Source organism: Thauera chlorobenzoica (genome assembly GCF_001922305.1).
Lineage (GTDB): Bacteria > Pseudomonadota > Gammaproteobacteria > Burkholderiales > Rhodocyclaceae > Thauera > Thauera chlorobenzoica.
The window spans coordinates 1,160,677-1,175,796 of the sequence record NZ_CP018839.1; the positions used below are offsets into that span (position 1 = coordinate 1,160,677).

Here is a 15,120-nt window from a genome sequence, read left to right on the forward strand (position 1 = left end):
CGGCGCGAAGCGGGGCCGCCGCGCGAGGGCGGCCCCGGTCGTGCTCAGTTGAAGCGGACGTAGTCGAAGTCGACCGGCTTGTTGTTGATGCCGCGCGCCGGGGGGGCGATCCAGTTGGCGAACTTGCCCGGCTCCAGGCAGCGGCCCATCAGCGAATGCACATACAGGCGGTCCTCGTCGCTGGGCAGCCAGTTCAGGTGCTGGTGGGTCCATTCGGCTTCGGACAGCAGGCGGCCGTCGGGGCTGACATGGACGTCGGCGAACATGCCGATGGCGCGGTGGAAGCCCTTGTGCGGCAGGGTGAAGCGGAAGTCGAAACCGAACTTCGCCGGGATCCGGTTCCAGCGGTCGACGCCGGCCTGGACGTCGGTGATCCAGTCGTCACGCAGGCGCTCGTTGAGTGCCGACAGCGCGCCGACGTGGCGGGTCAGGATCTTGTCGCCGGCGACATCCATGACTTCGTACTCGGCGCTGAGCAGCTTGTGGTCGTCGGCGATCTTGGTTTCCTCGAAGCGCCCCTTCAGCCCGGTGGTGTAGTAGGTGGCGGCGTTCGACGACACCTCGTTGCCGTACAGGTCGCTGGTGACGCTGAAGTGGAAGTTCAGGTACTTCTGCAGCGTCGGCAGGTCGATGACGCCGGCGGCGCGCAGCTTGTCCTTGTCATCGGTCTTGAGTTGCTGCATCACTTCGCAGGTGCGCTGGATGATGCGGGCGATGCCGGATTCGCCGACGAACAGGTGGTGCGCTTCCTCGGTGAGCATGAACTTGCAGGTGCGCGCCAGCGGATCGAAGGCCGATTCGGCGAGCGAGGCGAGCTGGTACTTGCCGTCGCGGTCGGTGATGAAGGTGAACATGAAGAACGACAGCCAGTCGGGGGTCTTCTCGTTGAACGCGGTGAGGATGCGCGGGTTGTCCTCGTCGCCCGAGCGGCGCTCGAGCAGGGCCTCGCCTTCCTCGCGGCCGTCGCGGCCGAAGTGGGCGTGCAGCAGATAGACCATCGCCCACAGGTGGCGGCCTTCCTCGACGTTCACCTGGAACAGGTTCCTCAGGTCGTACAGCGACGGCGCGGTGAGGCCGAGGTGGCGCTGCTGCTCGACCGAGGCCGGCTCGGTGTCACCCTGGGTGACGATGATGCGGCGCAGGGTCGAGCGGTATTCGCCCGGCACTTCCTGCCACACGTCCTCGCCCTTGTGGTCACCGAAAGTGATCTTCTTGTCCTGCTCCTGCGGGGCGAGGAAGATGCCCCAGCGGTAATCGGGCATCTTGACGTGGTCGAAGTGCGCCCAGCCGGTGGGATCGACGCTGACCGCAGTGCGCAGATAGACGTCGTAATTGGTCGAGTTGTCCGGACCCATGTCCTCCCACCACTGCAGGAAGGCCGGCTGCCAGTGCTCCAGGGCGCGCTGCAGGGTCTTGTTTTCGGACAGGTTGACGTTGTTCGGGATGCGTTCACTGTAGTTGATCATGTCTCTACTCCTCAATTTGGAATGTGCCGGCCGCGCTGGATGGTGGCCGTGGCCGGCATGGGGGGCGTTCTGCTCGCTTACACTCGCTTCCAGTCGAACTGGGCCTTCTTGCCCGAACCGAACAGCTTCAGTGCACCGTTCTCGCCGACTGCGTTGGGGCGGATGAAGATCCAGTTCTGCCATGCCGACAGGCGACCGAAGATGCGCGTGTTCATGGTCTCGGTGATGCCGAAGCGCAGGTTGGCTTCCAGCCCGGTGAGCGCGTCGGGCGACAGGCTGGTGCGTTCCTCGCAGGCGATGCGCACTTCGTCGGCCCAGTCGAGGTCGTCCGGGATCGCCGTCACCAGGCCCAGCTCCATCGCCTCGGCCGCGCTCAGCAGCTCGCCCTTGCGCGCCTTCACCGCGGCCACCGGGCCTTCTTCCTGGTAGAAGCGGGAGGCGATGCGCGACAGGCCGTTGACCATCGGCAGGGGGCCGAAATTCATCGCCGTGAGGCCGATGCGGTTGGCGCCGCCCTCGTCGTCGCGCAGGTAGCTGCGGTCGGCGGCAAGGGCGATCTCGAGCAGGGTGCCGGCAAAGCACGAGCCCGGCTCGATCAACGCGTAGAGGCTGCGCGAGGACACGTCCAGGCGCGCCAGGGTGCGGCGCAGCATGCCGAGGGTCTCGCGCACGAACCAGTGCGCCTGGTGGGCGACGAGGGTGGCATCGATGTCCATCACGACCTCGGCATCACCCTCGGTGCGCAGCTGCCACAGGCCGATGTCGAGGTGGTTGGTGCGCAGGTTGAGAATCGCGTCGTCGAGTTCGCGTGCCATCTTCAGCGGCCACCAGTTGGCGCCCTGGGCTTCGATTTCGGCAACCGTGGTCGCGGTGACGGCGGCCGGGGCGCGCACGGTCAGGGTCGCGCTGCGGGCGGCGGCGTCGATCGCGACATCGACGAACTCATAGTGGTAGCCGGCGGCATCGACGCTGCGCTCGAGGCCCGGCAAGGCCACCCCCCTGGCGCCGGCGGGGCGGTCGGAGCCGGCGGCGAGCGCCTTCGCACGCTCGGCGATGTGCTCGGCGAACTGCTGCTGCTTGACCACGGCGTCGACCAGGCGCCATTCCACCGCGCGCTTGCCGCGCACCCCTTCGGAGATGGTGCAGAAGATGTCGGCATGGTCGCGGCGGACCTTGCGCTTGTCGGTGACCCGGGTCAGTCCGCCGGTGCCCGGGAGCACGCCGAGCAGGGGTACTTCGGGCAGCGACACCGCCGAGTTACGATCGTCGACGAGAACGATCTCGTCGCAGGCGAGCGCCAGCTCGTAACCGCCGCCGGCGGTGGTGCCGTTGCACGCGGCGATGAACTTGAGGCCGGAGTACTGGCTGGCGTCCTCGATGCCGTTGCGGGTCTCGTTGGTGAACTTGCAGAAGTTCACCTTCCAGGCGTGAGTCGATACGCCCAGCATGTAGATGTTGGCGCCGGAGCAGAAGATCTTCGGCTTGCCCGAGGTGAACACCACGCTGCGGACCGACGGATGCTCGAAGCGGATGCGCTGCAGCGCGTCGTGCAGTTCGATGTCGACGCCGAGGTCGTAGGAGTTCAGCTTGAGCTTGTAGCCCGGGCGGATGCCGCCGTCTTCGTCAATGTTCAGGGTCAGCGTCGCCACCTCGCCATCGACCGCGAGCGACCAATGCTTGTAGCGCGAGGGCTCGGTGCGGTAATCCACGGCGTCGTGCTTGATTGCTGTATCCACTTTCGTCTCCTCCTCAAAGGGGTGCGGCCGTGTCGGGGCCGTTTCAGTCCTGGGAACACCCAGTCGCCTTCTGCCAGCGATGGCGATGCTGTTGTCCGTATGCATCAAACTGCATGCCATGGCTGAACAATATTGCACATTTTTTTGTTCGTCAATACATAAAGTGCACTTTATGTTCGTGATTTGCGTCATCCAATGCTGTGTACCTCATGTTGCAGCCGAATTAGAGCTTGATAGCGCTGGTGGAGTTCTTCTTCTACGTGATTTTGCGTGGCGAATGTGCAAGATAATTCTTGACTCGTTGGTGAATGGATGTACTCTATGGCTTCATCAGGTGGCCTTTTTGCCCGTCTGCGGCAGACTGCAGGCCAAGGGTGTCAAGTACACAATAGGAGACGGCATGAAGCTGGCAAACCATATATGCGGGCAGTGGCTGGAGGGGCGCGGTGAGGGGCTGCCGCTGCACGACCCGGTGAGCGGCGAGCAACTGGTCACGGTTTCCTCCGACGGGCTGGACCTGGCTGCGGCGCTCGAATTCTCGCGCCGGGAAGGTGGCGCGGCACTGCGGGCGATGACTTACGCGGCGCGGGCGGCGATGCTCGGTGGCGTTGCCGAAGTCCTGCAGGCGAAGCGGGCGGACTATTTCGACATCTCGCTGCGCAACTCCGGTGCCACCGAGGCGGATGCCGGTTTCGATGTCGATGGCGCGATCTTCACGCTGAAGAGCTATGCGCGTGCCGGCAAGGTTCTCGGCGCCGCGCGCTGCCTGCGCGAAGGCGGCCGCGTGGCGCTGGCGAAGACCGACGTGTTCCAGGGGCAGCACTTCCTCGTGCCGTTGAGCGGCGTTGCCATATTCATCAACGCATTCAATTTCCCCGCCTGGGGGCTGTGGGAAAAGGCCGCGCCGGCCCTGCTCGCCGGCGTGCCGGTATTCGTCAAGCCGGCCACCCCCACGGCCTGGCTGGCGCAGCGCATGGTTGCCGACGTGGTTGAGGCCGGGGTGTTGCCGACGGGGGCAATCAGCATCGTATGCGGCTCGGCGCGAGAGCTGCTCGACCATGTCGGGGAATGCGATGTGGTGTCGTTCACCGGTTCGGCCGATACCGCCGCTCGCATCCGCAACCATCCGGCTGTGGTTGCGCGCTCGGTGCGCGTCAATATTGAGGCCGACAGCGTCAATAGCGCGATCCTGGGGCCCGATGCGGTGCCCGGCAGTGCCGAATTCGACCTGGCGGTAAAGGAAGTGGTGCGCGAGCTCACGGTCAAGGCCGGGCAGAAGTGCACCGCGATCCGCCGCGTGCTGGTGCCGGCCCCGGTTGCACGGGACCTGGCCGCGGCTGTCGCCGCCCGCCTGGCGGGCATGCCGGTGGGCAACCCGCGCACTGCGGGGGTGCGCGTCGGCCCCCTGGTGAGCAAGGCGCAGCAGGCGGCGGCCCTCGAGGGGCTGGCCAGGCTGCGCGAGGATGCGGAAGTCGTGTATGGGGCCGATCCTGGCTTCATGCCGGTCGATGCCGACCCGCAGCAGGCTGCCTTCGTCCAGCCTACACTGCTATTCTGTGACAAGGGGCTGGCGGCGCGGCAGGTGCACGACGTCGAGGTGTTCGGCCCGGTGGCGACCGTGTTGCCGTACGGCGACGTCGCCGAAGCGGTGGCGTTCGCGCGTCGCGGCGGCGGTTCGCTGGTGGCTTCGGTGTATTCCGCCGATCCGGCTTTCGTCGGTGCGCTGGTGCCGGCGATTGCCGATCTCCACGGCCGCATCATGGTGGTCGACGCCAGCGTCGGCGCCAACCACACCGGACACGGCAACGTGATGCCGACCTGCCTGCATGGCGGGCCGGGGCGTGCCGGCGGCGGCGAGGAGCTCGGTGGCCTGCGGGCGCTGGCGATGTACCACCGCCGCCACGTGGTCCAGGGCAGTGCCGCCGTGCTCGATCTGCTGTCGCGAGAGGCGGCCGATGCCGCTCTGCTCGGCGCCTGAACCTGCTCGATTTGGTAGAGGAGTGTCCACATGACCCCGGAACATTTTCAGCATCTGATCGCAGACGTTACCGCTGCGATCGAAGGCCGGACGCTCGATGCCGGTCTCGCCGATTTCCTGAACCAGCGCTTTCCTGCCGACGGTCCCGAGTTCCGCGCCATCGCCGACGCCTGCGTGGCGGCGGTGAAGGCAGGCTGGATGTGCGATCGCGAACACGGCGGCATCCGCTTCGGCCGCGTCATCAAGCCCTGTCCGGAGCTGGCCGGCTTCAGCGTGGATGTGGTGGAAATGGCCGATGTGGCCGGTCCCCATCACGTCCATCCGCAGGGCGAGATCGACATGATCATGCCGCTCGACGGAGATGCGAAGTTCGACGGCCATGGCGCCGGCTGGTTCGTCTATGGTCCAGGCAGTGCGCACTGCCCGACCGTCAGCGGTGGTCGCGCCCATGTGCTGTACCTGCTGCCCCAGGGTGCGATCGAATTTACCCGTGCGTAGCGCGCCGGGCCACCGTCGCTGACGCCCATCCTCACCCCCAGGTTTCGCCCCAACACCGACCCCGACCCCAACCCCACCCTCAACCCCACCCTCAACCCCACCCTCAACCCCGACCCGGGTTCGCCGGCGGAGGCCGACATCGAGATCGGCTGCGGCGGACGCGCCGGCCCTGAAAAGAGACCACCTCGAGGTGGCACCCATGTCAGGGCTTTGTCCAGGTCAACTACGGAGGAGACCTCCATGCCTACACTGAGCGCGGCGGATCACACCACGAATCCGCCGGAGATCAAGATCCCGCGCCACTACAATGCCGCTGACGACCTCGTCGGGCGCAATCTCGTTGCCGGCCGCGGCGCCAAGATCGCCTATATCGACGACGCCGGGCGCTATAGCTACGACGAGCTGGCGCGCCGGGTCAATCGCTGTGGCAGTGCCCTCGGCGATGTGCTCGGCCTGCGCCAGGAAGAGCGGGTGCTGATGTGCGTCCACGACACCATCGACTTCCCGACCGCATTCCTCGGTGCGATCCGGGCCGGCATCGTGCCGATCGCGGTCAATACCCTGCTCACCGCGAGCGACTATGAATACATGCTGACCGACAGCCGTGCCCGCGTCGCGATCGTGTCCGAGCCGCTGATGCCGGTGTTCGCTCCGCTGCTCGGCAAGGTGCCGACGCTCGAGCGGATCATCGTTGCCGATGCCGCCGAGCTTGCGCCGGATACCCTGGCCGGACTGCTCGAGCACGGCCGGGAAGATTTTCCTGCCGCCCCGACGCTCGCCGACGACGCCTGTTTCTGGCTCTATTCGTCGGGCTCGACGGGCGCGCCGAAAGGCACCGTGCATATCCATTCGAGCCTGATCCATACCGCCGAACTGTACGCGCGCTCGATCCTGGGCATCCGCGAGGATGATGTGGTGTTTTCGGCGGCGAAGCTGTTCTTCGCCTATGGTCTGGGTAATGGCCTCACCTTCCCGCTGGCGGCGGGGGCCACCGCGGTGCTGATGGGCGAGCGCCCGACCCCGGCGGCGGTGTTCGAGCGCCTGCGCCGCCATCGCCCGACGATCTTCTACGGCGTGCCCACGCTGTACGCGTCGATGCTGGCCAGCCCGGACTGCCCGGCGCGCGGCGAGCTGAACCTGCGTGCGTGCACTTCGGCCGGTGAGGCCCTGCCCGAGGAGATCGGCCGGCGGTGGACGGAGCGTTACGGGCTGGACATCCTCGACGGCATCGGCTCGACCGAGATGCTGCACATCTTCCTGTCGAACCGGCCCGGCCAGGTGCGCTACGGCACCAGCGGCAAGCCGGTGCCCGGCTACCGGGTGCGCCTGATCGACGATGCCGGAAACGAGATCACCGTGCCGGGCGAGCCTGGCGAACTGCAGATCAGCGGCCCGACTTCGGCCGTCTATTACTGGAACAACCGCGAAAAGAGCCGCAGCACCTTCCTCGGTGAATGGACGCGCAGCGGCGACAAGTACCTGCTCGACGGCGATGGCTACTACGTCTATGCCGGGCGCAGCGACGACATGCTCAAGGTGAGCGGGATCTACGTCTCGCCGATCGAGGTCGAATCCGCACTGATCGGACATGAGGCGGTGCTCGAGGCGGCAGTGGTGGGCTGCGAGGACGAGGACCACCTGATCAAGCCCAAGGCCTTCATCGTCCTCAAGCCCGGGCTGGAGGCCGACGACGCCTTGCGCGAGGCGCTGAAGAACCACGTCAAGAGCGTCCTGGCGCCCTACAAATATCCGCGCTGGATGGAATTCGTCGAGGATCTGCCGAAGACCGCCACCGGCAAGATCCAGCGCTTCAAGCTGCGCGGGGTGGCGCCGCGCTGAGCGCGGAAAAGAGGAGGGAGATGCGGGAAAATGCTAATGATGCGATCAAAAAATGTAATAGAATTCGATCCTGAACTGATGTTCAGCGCCGATCCGAAGTTGTCCGAGAGATGGCGGGCGACTGCGTCCGCCGAGTAATTCCATGAGCACGGAGGAGACAAATATGAGCAAGCACAAACTGATGCAGCGCATGGCCGGTGTTGCGGGGGTGGGGTTGATGGCCCTGCTGCCGATGGGCGGCGCCTACGCCGCGGACAAGGTCAAGGTCGGCCTGATGCTGCCCTACACCGGGACCTACGCCTCGCTGGGCAATGCAATCACCAACGGGTTCAAGCAGTACGTGGCCGAGCAGGGCGGCAAGCTGGGCGGGCGCGAGGTCGAATACTTCGTCGTCGATGACGAGTCCGACGCCGCCAAGGCCACCGAGAACGCCAACAAGCTGGTCAAGCGCGACGAAGTCGATGTGCTCGTCGGCACGGTGCACTCGGGCGTGGCGCTGGCAATGGCCAAGGTCGCGCGCGACACCAAGACCCTGATGATCATCCCCAACGCCGGGGCCGACGAGCTGACCGGGCCGCTGTGCGCGCCCAACGTGTTCCGCGTGTCGTTCTCGGCCTGGCAGCCGGCCTACGCAATGGGCAAGGTGGTGGCCGAGCGCGGGCACAAGAACGTGGTCACGGTGACCTGGAAGTACTCGTTCGGTGAGCAGTCGGTGGCCGGCTTCAAGGAGGCCTTCGAACAGGCCGGCGGCAAGATCGCCAAGGAGCTCTACCTGCCCTTCCCGAACGTCGAGTTCCAGCCCTTCCTGACCGAGATCGCCGGCCTCAAGCCCGATGCGGTGTTCGTGTTCTTTGCCGGCGGCGGCGCGGCCAAGTTCGTCAAGGACTACGATGCGGCGGGGCTCATGAACAGCATCCCGCTGTACGGCTCGGGCTTCCTCACCGACGGTACGCTGGAGGCGATGGGCGGTGCGGGCGAGGGCGTGATGACCACCCTGCACTACGCCGACGGCCTCGATACCGAGAAGGACAAGGCGTTCCGCACCGGCTACGCCAGCGCCTACAAGGCACAGCCCGACGTCTATGCGGTGCAGGGCTATGACGCCGCCCAGCTCCTCGGCGCCGGCCTGGCCAAGGCGCCGGCGGGCAAGTTCGACAAGGATGCGGTGATGAAGGCGATGAGCGCGGCGACGGTCGACAGCCCGCGCGGTGCGTTCTCCCTGTCGAAGGCCAACAACCCGGTGCAGGACATCTACCTGCGCAAGGTCGAGGGCAAGGAGAACAAGGTCGTCGGCGTCGCCGCGCCCAAGCTCGCCGATCCGGCCCGCGGCTGCCGCATGAACTGATCGCTGCGCCGATCGCACCGCCTGCGCCGGCCGGGCCGGCGCAGGGTTTTCCTTCCACGCACTTTCATCCACCGTATCCCGCCGCCCTGGGCGAGTCCGGGAGGGGGAGGCCCAAGCATGGATTTCGTTTCCTTCCTGATCCAGATCCTGAATTCGCTGCAGTACGGACTGCTGCTGTTTCTGGTGGCCAGCGGGCTGACGCTGGTGTTCGGGATCATGGGCATCATCAACCTGGCGCACGGCAGCTTCTACATGATCGGCGCCTACATGGCGTTCGCCCTCACCAGCGCCACCGGCAACCTGATGCTGGCGATCGTGCTCGGCATACCGCTGGCGTTCGCCTTCGGGGCGCTGCTCGAGAAGCTGCTGTTCGTACATCTGTACAAACGCGACCACCTGCAGCAGGTGCTGCTCACCTACGGGCTGATCCTGATCTTCGAGGAACTGCGCAGCCTGACCATGGGCGACGACGTGCACGGGGTGGACATCCCGGCGCTGTTCTCGGCCTCGATCCAGCTTTCGGACACCCTGTCCTACCCGGTCTACCGGATCGTGATCTCGGTGGTGTGCGTGGCCCTGGCCGCCGGACTGTGGTGGCTGATGCAGCGCACCCGGCTGGGGATGATGATCCGCGCCGGCTCGCACAACCGCGAAATGGTGCAGGCGCTCGGCGTCAACATCGACCTGCTGTACCGCAACGTGTTCGCCCTCGGCGTGGCGCTGGCCGCGCTCGCCGGCATGCTCGCCGCGCCGGTGTCCTCGGTGTATCCGGGGATGGGCGGCAACGTGCTGATCATCTCCTTCGTGGTGGTGGTGATCGGCGGCATCGGTTCGGTGTGGGGGGCGCTGGTGGCGGCGCTGCTGGTGGGCTTTACCGACACCTTCGGCAAGGTGCTGGTGCCCGAGTTCGCCGGACTGGGGGTGTACCTGGTGATGGCGGTGGTGCTGCTGTGGCGCCCCGAAGGCATCTTCAAGAAAGGCTAGGCGATGAATTCCAGACTCCCGCTGTTTCTACAACTGCTCGCGCTGCTCGTGCTGATCGCCTATCCGCTGTACGGCTCGAGCTTCTACGTCGAGATGCTGGCCAAGACCCTGGTGATGGCGATCTTCGCCATGAGCCTGGCGTTGCTGGTCGGCTTCACCGGGCTGGTGAGCCTCGGGCACGCGGCATATTTCGGCATCGCCGCCTACGTTGTGGCGCTGGTGACGCCCAAGTACGACCCGGCCAGCTTCTGGTTCGCCTTCCCGGCCTCGGTGCTGGCCGCGGCGCTGGCCGCGCTCGTGATCGGGCTGTTCGTGCTGCGCACCAAGGGCATCTACTTCATCATGGTGACGCTGGCCTTCGCCCAGATGGCCTACTACATCTTCCACGACACCCCGCTGGGCGGAGGCTCGGACGGGATCTACCTGAACTTCAAGCCCGATGCGGCGATTGGTGGCTGGGTGCCGTTCGACCTGAACGAGCCGCTGCAGATGTACTACTTCATCCTCGCGGCGATGGTGGCGGTGTTCGTGCTCCTGAAGCTGGTGCTGCGTTCGCCGTTCGGGCGCGTGTTGGCGGGCATCCACAGCAACGAGCACCGCATGCAGTCGCTGGGCTACGCCACCTTCCGCTACAAACTGGCCGCGTTCACGCTGGCCGGCGCGCTGGCCGGGGTGGCGGGCTTCCTGTACGCGGTGCTGTTCGGCTTCGTCACTCCCGAGTACCTGTCCTGGCACCAGTCGGGCAACGTGCTGATGATGGTGATCCTGGGCGGCATGGGCAGCCTGGCGGGGGCGGCGGCCGGGGCGTTCGCCTTCATCGGCCTGCAGGAGCTGTTTACCGACCTGAGCAAGCACTGGCAGCTGCTGATGGGCAGCGTGATCGTGCTGGCGGTGCTGTTCATGCCGGACGGGTTGGCCGGGCTGCCCAAGCGGGTGATCCGCATGATCAACTGGGGAGAGGACAAGAATGGCTGAGGCAATGCTCGTGGCCGACCGTCTGACCCGCCACTTCGGCGGGCTGACGGCGAACGAAGAAGTGTGCATCACGCTCGAGCGCGGCACGCTGCACGCCTTGCTCGGCCCCAACGGCGCGGGCAAGTCGACCTGCATCAACATGCTCTCGGGCGATCTGCCGCCCTCGTCCGGGCGCATCCTGCTCGGCGGCAAGGACATCACCCGGCTGTCGGCGGCGGCGCGCTCGCACCTGGGGATCGGGCGCAGCTACCAGCGCACCAACATCTTCCCGCAGTTCACCGTGCTCGAGAACTGCCGCCTGGCGGCGCAGTCGCGCCGGCCGCGGCCGTGGAAGATCTTCACCGACGCCCAGCGCCTGGGCGACACCGTCGAGCGCGCGCGCGCGGCGGTCGCCGAAGCCGGGCTGGGCGGGCGCGAGGCGCGGGTGGCGGGCACGCTGTCGCACGGCGAGCAGCGCCAGCTCGAGATCGCGATGGTGCTGGCGACCGACGCCAAGGTGCTGCTGCTCGATGAGCCGCTGGCAGGAATGGGCTCGGAGGAGTCGGCGAAGATGGTCGAGCTGCTCCGGGGGCTCAAGGACGGGCGCGCGATCCTGCTCGTCGAGCACGACATGGACGCGGTGTTCGCGGTCGCCGACACGATCACGGTGATGGTCAACGGTGCGGTGCTCGAATCGGGCCCGCCGGCGCAGATCCGCAACAGCGCCGAGGTGCAGGCCGCGTACCTGGGAGAGGACGAACATGTCTGAGACGCTGCTCGAAGCGCACGACCTGCATACCTACTACGGTTCAAGCCACATCCTGCACGGAGTCGATTTCCACATCGCCAAGGGCGAGGCGCTCGGCCTGATGGGGCGCAACGGCATGGGCAAGACCACGCTGATCCGCTCGATGCTCGGGCTGGTGCGTCCGCGTCACGGCACGGTCAAGGTCAATGGCGACGACATGACCGGGGCGAGCACGCACCGCATCGCCCTGCGCGGCATCGCCTACGTGCCCGAGGGGCGGGGAATCTTCCCCAACCTGAGCGTGCGCGAGAACCTGATCATGGCCGCGCGCGCCGGCGTCGACGGCCAGCGCACGTGGACCTTCGAGCGCGTGATGGAGACCTTCCCGCGCCTGGGCGAGCGCCTGTCGAACGGCGGCGGGCAGCTCTCGGGGGGCGAGCAGCAGATGCTCACCATCGGCCGCGCGCTGATGACCAACCCCGACCTGCTGATCCTGGACGAAGCCACCGAGGGCCTGGCGCCGCTGATGGTGAAGGAGATCTGGAACGTGGTCCGCACCATCCGCGAAACCGGCATCGCCACCGTGATCGTGGACAAGAACCACGCCGCGGTGACCGCGCTCACCGACCGCTCGATGATCCTGGTCAAGGGCCAGGTCGTCTTCGACGGCCCGAGCGCGGCGGTGCGCAATGATCCGGAATTGATCCAGAAGCATCTCGGCGTCTGAGGACGCAGATTTATTCGAAATCATGGGGGCGTCGAGCGCAGGCCACTATATTGAGCCTGCCGATCAAATACCGCGCGGGCCGCGCCTGTCGACTCCGGTCGATGTCGACGTCCTTCGATGCGCATCGGGCTGCGTTCAGCTGCGGTTCAGCCGGTGGCGTGCACACTCGATGGCGATCATCCACCCGGAGCCTGCCGCCCTGCCTTGAGCGGAGCATGTCCGGCGGAAAGAGGGGTGGAGGATCTGGCGCTGTACGGCGCTTCGTTCGATCATCCGGGCTGGGAGGCGCTGCCGGTGCCGCACTGAGGGTGTCCGCCGGGGGCGGCCAGGCTGGGGCAAGGAGGTTTCCGATGACAAACCGTTCGTTACCGGCCGTGGCCCGGCTCCTTGCCGGGCTCGCGTTCGCCGCCTCCTTCGCGGCCGTGGCCGGCGGAGGCGATCACGAGCGTGCGCGCCGGGCGCTCGAAGCGGGCGAAGTGCTGCCGCTGCGCGCCGTGCTCGAACGGGTCGAGCGCGACTATCCGGGGCAGGTCGTCGAAGTCGAGCTCGAACGCGAGGACGGCACCTGGCTCTACGAGATCAAGCTGATCCGCCCCGGCGGCAGCGTGGTCAAGCTCCGGCTCGATGCGCGCGACGGGACCTTGTACGCTGCCGAGGGACGCGAGCTGCATCCGGGCGGCCGGCGCGCAGACTGAGGACGCCGGCGGCGGGAACGGAAAGGCCGGGAAGGAAAGGACGAAGCGATGCGGATTCTGGTGGTGGAAGACGAACCCACGCTGGCGGCGCAGCTGCGCCAGGCGCTGGCGGCGGCGGGCTATGCGGTCGATCTCGCCCATGACGGGCGCGAGGCCTGCTTCCTCGGTGAGGAAGAGGCCTTCGATGCGGTCGTGCTCGACCTCGGCCTGCCGCTGATGGACGGCCTCAGCGTGCTCAAGCGCTGGCGCGGCGGCGGGCGGGCGATGCCGGTGCTGATCCTGACCGCGCGCGGTGACTGGCACGAGAAGGTGGCCGGCATCGACGCCGGCGCCGACGACTATCTGACCAAGCCTTTCCACATGGAAGAGCTGCTCGCCCGCGTGCGCGCGCTGATCCGCCGCGCGGCCGGGCAGGCGAGCGCGGAGCTCGTCTGCGGTGCGGTCGTGCTCGACACCCGTGGCGGGCGGGTCACCGTCGACGGCCAGGCGCTGGCGCTGACCAGCCACGAATTCCGCGTGCTGTCCTACCTGATGCACCACGCCGGCGAGGTGGTGTCGCGCACCGACCTCACCGAGCACATCTATGCCCAGGACTACGACCGCGACTCGAACACGATCGAGGTCTTCGTCGCCCGCCTGCGCAAGAAGCTGCCGCCCGGCCTGATCGAGACCGTGCGCGGCCTCGGCTACCGCCTCGCATGTCCGCGCTGAAGCCGGTCGCCGCGCTTGCCGGCGGGCGCGGTTCGCTGCGCCTGCGCCTGCTCGTCGGCACCCTGGTGTGGATCGTGCTTGCAATCGCCGCTACCGGCTGGGGGCTGGGCGCGCTGTTCAGCCGCCACGTGGCGCAGCAGTTCCACGTCGAACTGCGCACCCATCTCGACCAGCTCGCCGCCAACCTCGTGTTCGATGCCGACGGGCAGGCCGTGCTCACGGCGCCGCTCAGCGATCCCCGCTTCGCCCGGCCGTATTCCGGGCTGTACTGGCAGGTGGACCGGATCGACGGGGCGGTGCCGGCGATCGGCGTGCTGCGCGCGCGTTCGCTGTGGGATGTGGCGCTGGCGGTGCCGGCCGATGCGCTCGCCGACGGCGAGCAGCACGCCCACCGTGTCGATGGCCCGGACGGCGCACCGCTGCGCATGATCGAGCAGGTGCTGCGCCCGGCCGAACAGCCGCAGGCGGCGCTGCGCCTGATCGTCGCCGCCGACGAAGGACTGATCGGCGAGCCGGTGGCGCGCTTCACCCGCCTGCTGGCGCTCGGCCTCGGCCTCCTTGGCGCCGGCCTGGTGGCGGCGGCGCTGGTCCAGGTGCGGATCGGCCTGCGCCCGCTGGCGCGCCTGCGCGAGGGGCTGGCCGCAGTGCACGAAGGCCGCCGGCGGGCGATCGAAGGCGCCTTCCCGTCCGAGATCCAGCCCCTGGTCGATGAATTCAACGCCGTGCTCGTGCGCAACGCCGAGATCGTCGAGCGCGCCCGTACCCAGGCCGGCAACCTCGCGCACGCGCTGAAGACGCCGCTCACCGTGCTCGCCAATGCCGCCGCGCAGCCGGAAGGGGGGCAGCCGGGAGAGCCGGCGGGAGGGGGGGAGGGCGGCGCGCTCGCCCGCCTCGTCGCCGAGCAGGTCGGCCTCGCCCGCACCCAGATCGATTACCACCTGGCGCGCGCGCGCGCCGCCGCCGCGGCCGGCATTCCCGGCCAGCGCACGCCGCTGCGTCCGGCGCTCGACGGCCTGTTGCGGCTGATGGCCAAGGTCCATGCGGGGCGGGGGCTGGAAATCGGGCCAGCCGGCGGCGCGGACGCGCTCGTATTCCGCGGCGAGGCCCAGGATCTGCAGGAGATGCTCGGCAACCTGCTCGACAACGCCTGCAAGTGGGCCGCGCACCGCGTCCGCGTCGAGGCGCGGGCGGTGGAGGGTGGGCGGCTCGAAGTGGCGATCGACGACGACGGCCCCGGCCTGCCGCCGGCGGTGCGCGAAGCGGTGTTCGGGCGCGGCGTGCGCGCCGACGAGAACACCCCCGGTTCCGGCCTCGGGCTGGCGATCGTGCGCGACCTCGCCCGCCTGTATGGCGGCGACATCGCCCTCGAGACGTCGGCGCTGGGTGGTCTGCGCGCGGTGCTGACGCTGCCCGCGGCGTGAGCGGGGCGAGGCGCCCGG

General features: G+C 67.6%; 13 protein-coding genes. 11 read left to right on the forward strand and 2 right to left on the reverse strand.

Annotation, left to right across the window (positions count from 1 at the left end; translation table 11 throughout):
- Positions 1-44: 44 nt before the first annotated feature.
- Together boxB and boxC are read right to left on the reverse strand one after the other, a co-directional pair.
- Positions 45-1,466 (reverse strand): benzoyl-CoA 2,3-epoxidase subunit BoxB, encoded by a 1,422-nt coding sequence (gene boxB / locus Tchl_RS05510; RefSeq protein ID WP_075147511.1) that lies wholly within the window; start codon positions 1,464-1,466, stop codon positions 45-47.
- 77 nt (positions 1,467-1,543) lie between these two features.
- Positions 1,544-3,202 carry a 2,3-epoxybenzoyl-CoA dihydrolase gene (gene boxC / locus Tchl_RS05515; RefSeq protein ID WP_075147512.1) on the reverse strand — a complete coding sequence of 553 codons (1,659 nt, stop codon included), beginning with the start codon at positions 3,200-3,202 and terminating at the stop codon, positions 1,544-1,546.
- A gap of 400 nt (positions 3,203-3,602) precedes the next feature.
- Here boxC and Tchl_RS05520 point away from each other — a divergent pair, with 400 nt between their 5' ends.
- From Tchl_RS05520 to Tchl_RS05570, 11 genes are all read left to right on the forward strand, one after another.
- Positions 3,603-5,180: a 3,4-dehydroadipyl-CoA semialdehyde dehydrogenase gene (locus Tchl_RS05520; protein WP_075147513.1), complete on the forward strand. Its 1,578-nt coding sequence runs from the start codon at positions 3,603-3,605 to the stop codon at positions 5,178-5,180.
- Positions 5,181-5,210: 30 nt separating this feature from the next.
- On the forward strand, positions 5,211-5,678 hold the full coding sequence (locus Tchl_RS05525; RefSeq protein WP_075147514.1) for a DUF4863 family protein: 468 nt from the start codon (positions 5,211-5,213) through the stop codon (positions 5,676-5,678).
- A 240-nt stretch (positions 5,679-5,918) separates the two neighbouring features.
- Positions 5,919-7,517 carry a benzoate-CoA ligase family protein gene (locus Tchl_RS05530; RefSeq protein ID WP_075147515.1) on the forward strand — a complete coding sequence of 533 codons (1,599 nt, stop codon included), beginning with the start codon at positions 5,919-5,921 and terminating at the stop codon, positions 7,515-7,517.
- Positions 7,518-7,680: 163 nt separating this feature from the next.
- Positions 7,681-8,862 carry an ABC transporter substrate-binding protein gene (locus Tchl_RS05535; RefSeq protein ID WP_103893745.1) on the forward strand — a complete coding sequence of 394 codons (1,182 nt, stop codon included), beginning with the start codon at positions 7,681-7,683 and terminating at the stop codon, positions 8,860-8,862.
- Between the two features lie 117 nt (positions 8,863-8,979).
- The gene (locus Tchl_RS05540) at positions 8,980-9,846 is read left to right on the forward strand and encodes a branched-chain amino acid ABC transporter permease (RefSeq protein ID WP_075147516.1); all 867 of its coding nucleotides are present in this window, start codon (positions 8,980-8,982) and stop codon (positions 9,844-9,846) included.
- 3 nt (positions 9,847-9,849) lie between these two features.
- Positions 9,850-10,821, forward strand: coding sequence for a branched-chain amino acid ABC transporter permease (locus Tchl_RS05545; RefSeq protein ID WP_075147517.1), 972 nt, complete (start codon positions 9,850-9,852; stop codon positions 10,819-10,821).
- Positions 10,814-11,569 carry an ABC transporter ATP-binding protein gene (locus Tchl_RS05550; RefSeq protein ID WP_075147518.1) on the forward strand — a complete coding sequence of 252 codons (756 nt, stop codon included), beginning with the start codon at positions 10,814-10,816 and terminating at the stop codon, positions 11,567-11,569. The genes Tchl_RS05545 and Tchl_RS05550 overlap by 8 nt, the downstream gene beginning before the upstream one ends.
- Positions 11,562-12,275, forward strand: a complete 714-nt coding sequence (locus Tchl_RS05555) for an ABC transporter ATP-binding protein (RefSeq protein ID WP_075147519.1) — start codon at positions 11,562-11,564, stop codon at positions 12,273-12,275. The genes Tchl_RS05550 and Tchl_RS05555 overlap by 8 nt, the downstream gene beginning before the upstream one ends.
- Positions 12,276-12,625: 350 nt before the next feature.
- Positions 12,626-12,970: a PepSY domain-containing protein gene (locus Tchl_RS05560; RefSeq protein WP_075147520.1), complete on the forward strand. Its 345-nt coding sequence runs from the start codon at positions 12,626-12,628 to the stop codon at positions 12,968-12,970.
- A gap of 48 nt (positions 12,971-13,018) precedes the next feature.
- Positions 13,019-13,681, forward strand: a complete 663-nt coding sequence (locus Tchl_RS05565; protein ID WP_075147521.1) for a response regulator transcription factor — start codon at positions 13,019-13,021, stop codon at positions 13,679-13,681.
- Positions 13,669-15,102, forward strand: a complete 1,434-nt coding sequence (locus Tchl_RS05570) for a sensor histidine kinase (protein ID WP_075147522.1) — start codon at positions 13,669-13,671, stop codon at positions 15,100-15,102. The genes Tchl_RS05565 and Tchl_RS05570 overlap by 13 nt, the downstream gene beginning before the upstream one ends.
- Positions 15,103-15,120 lie beyond the last annotated feature (18 nt).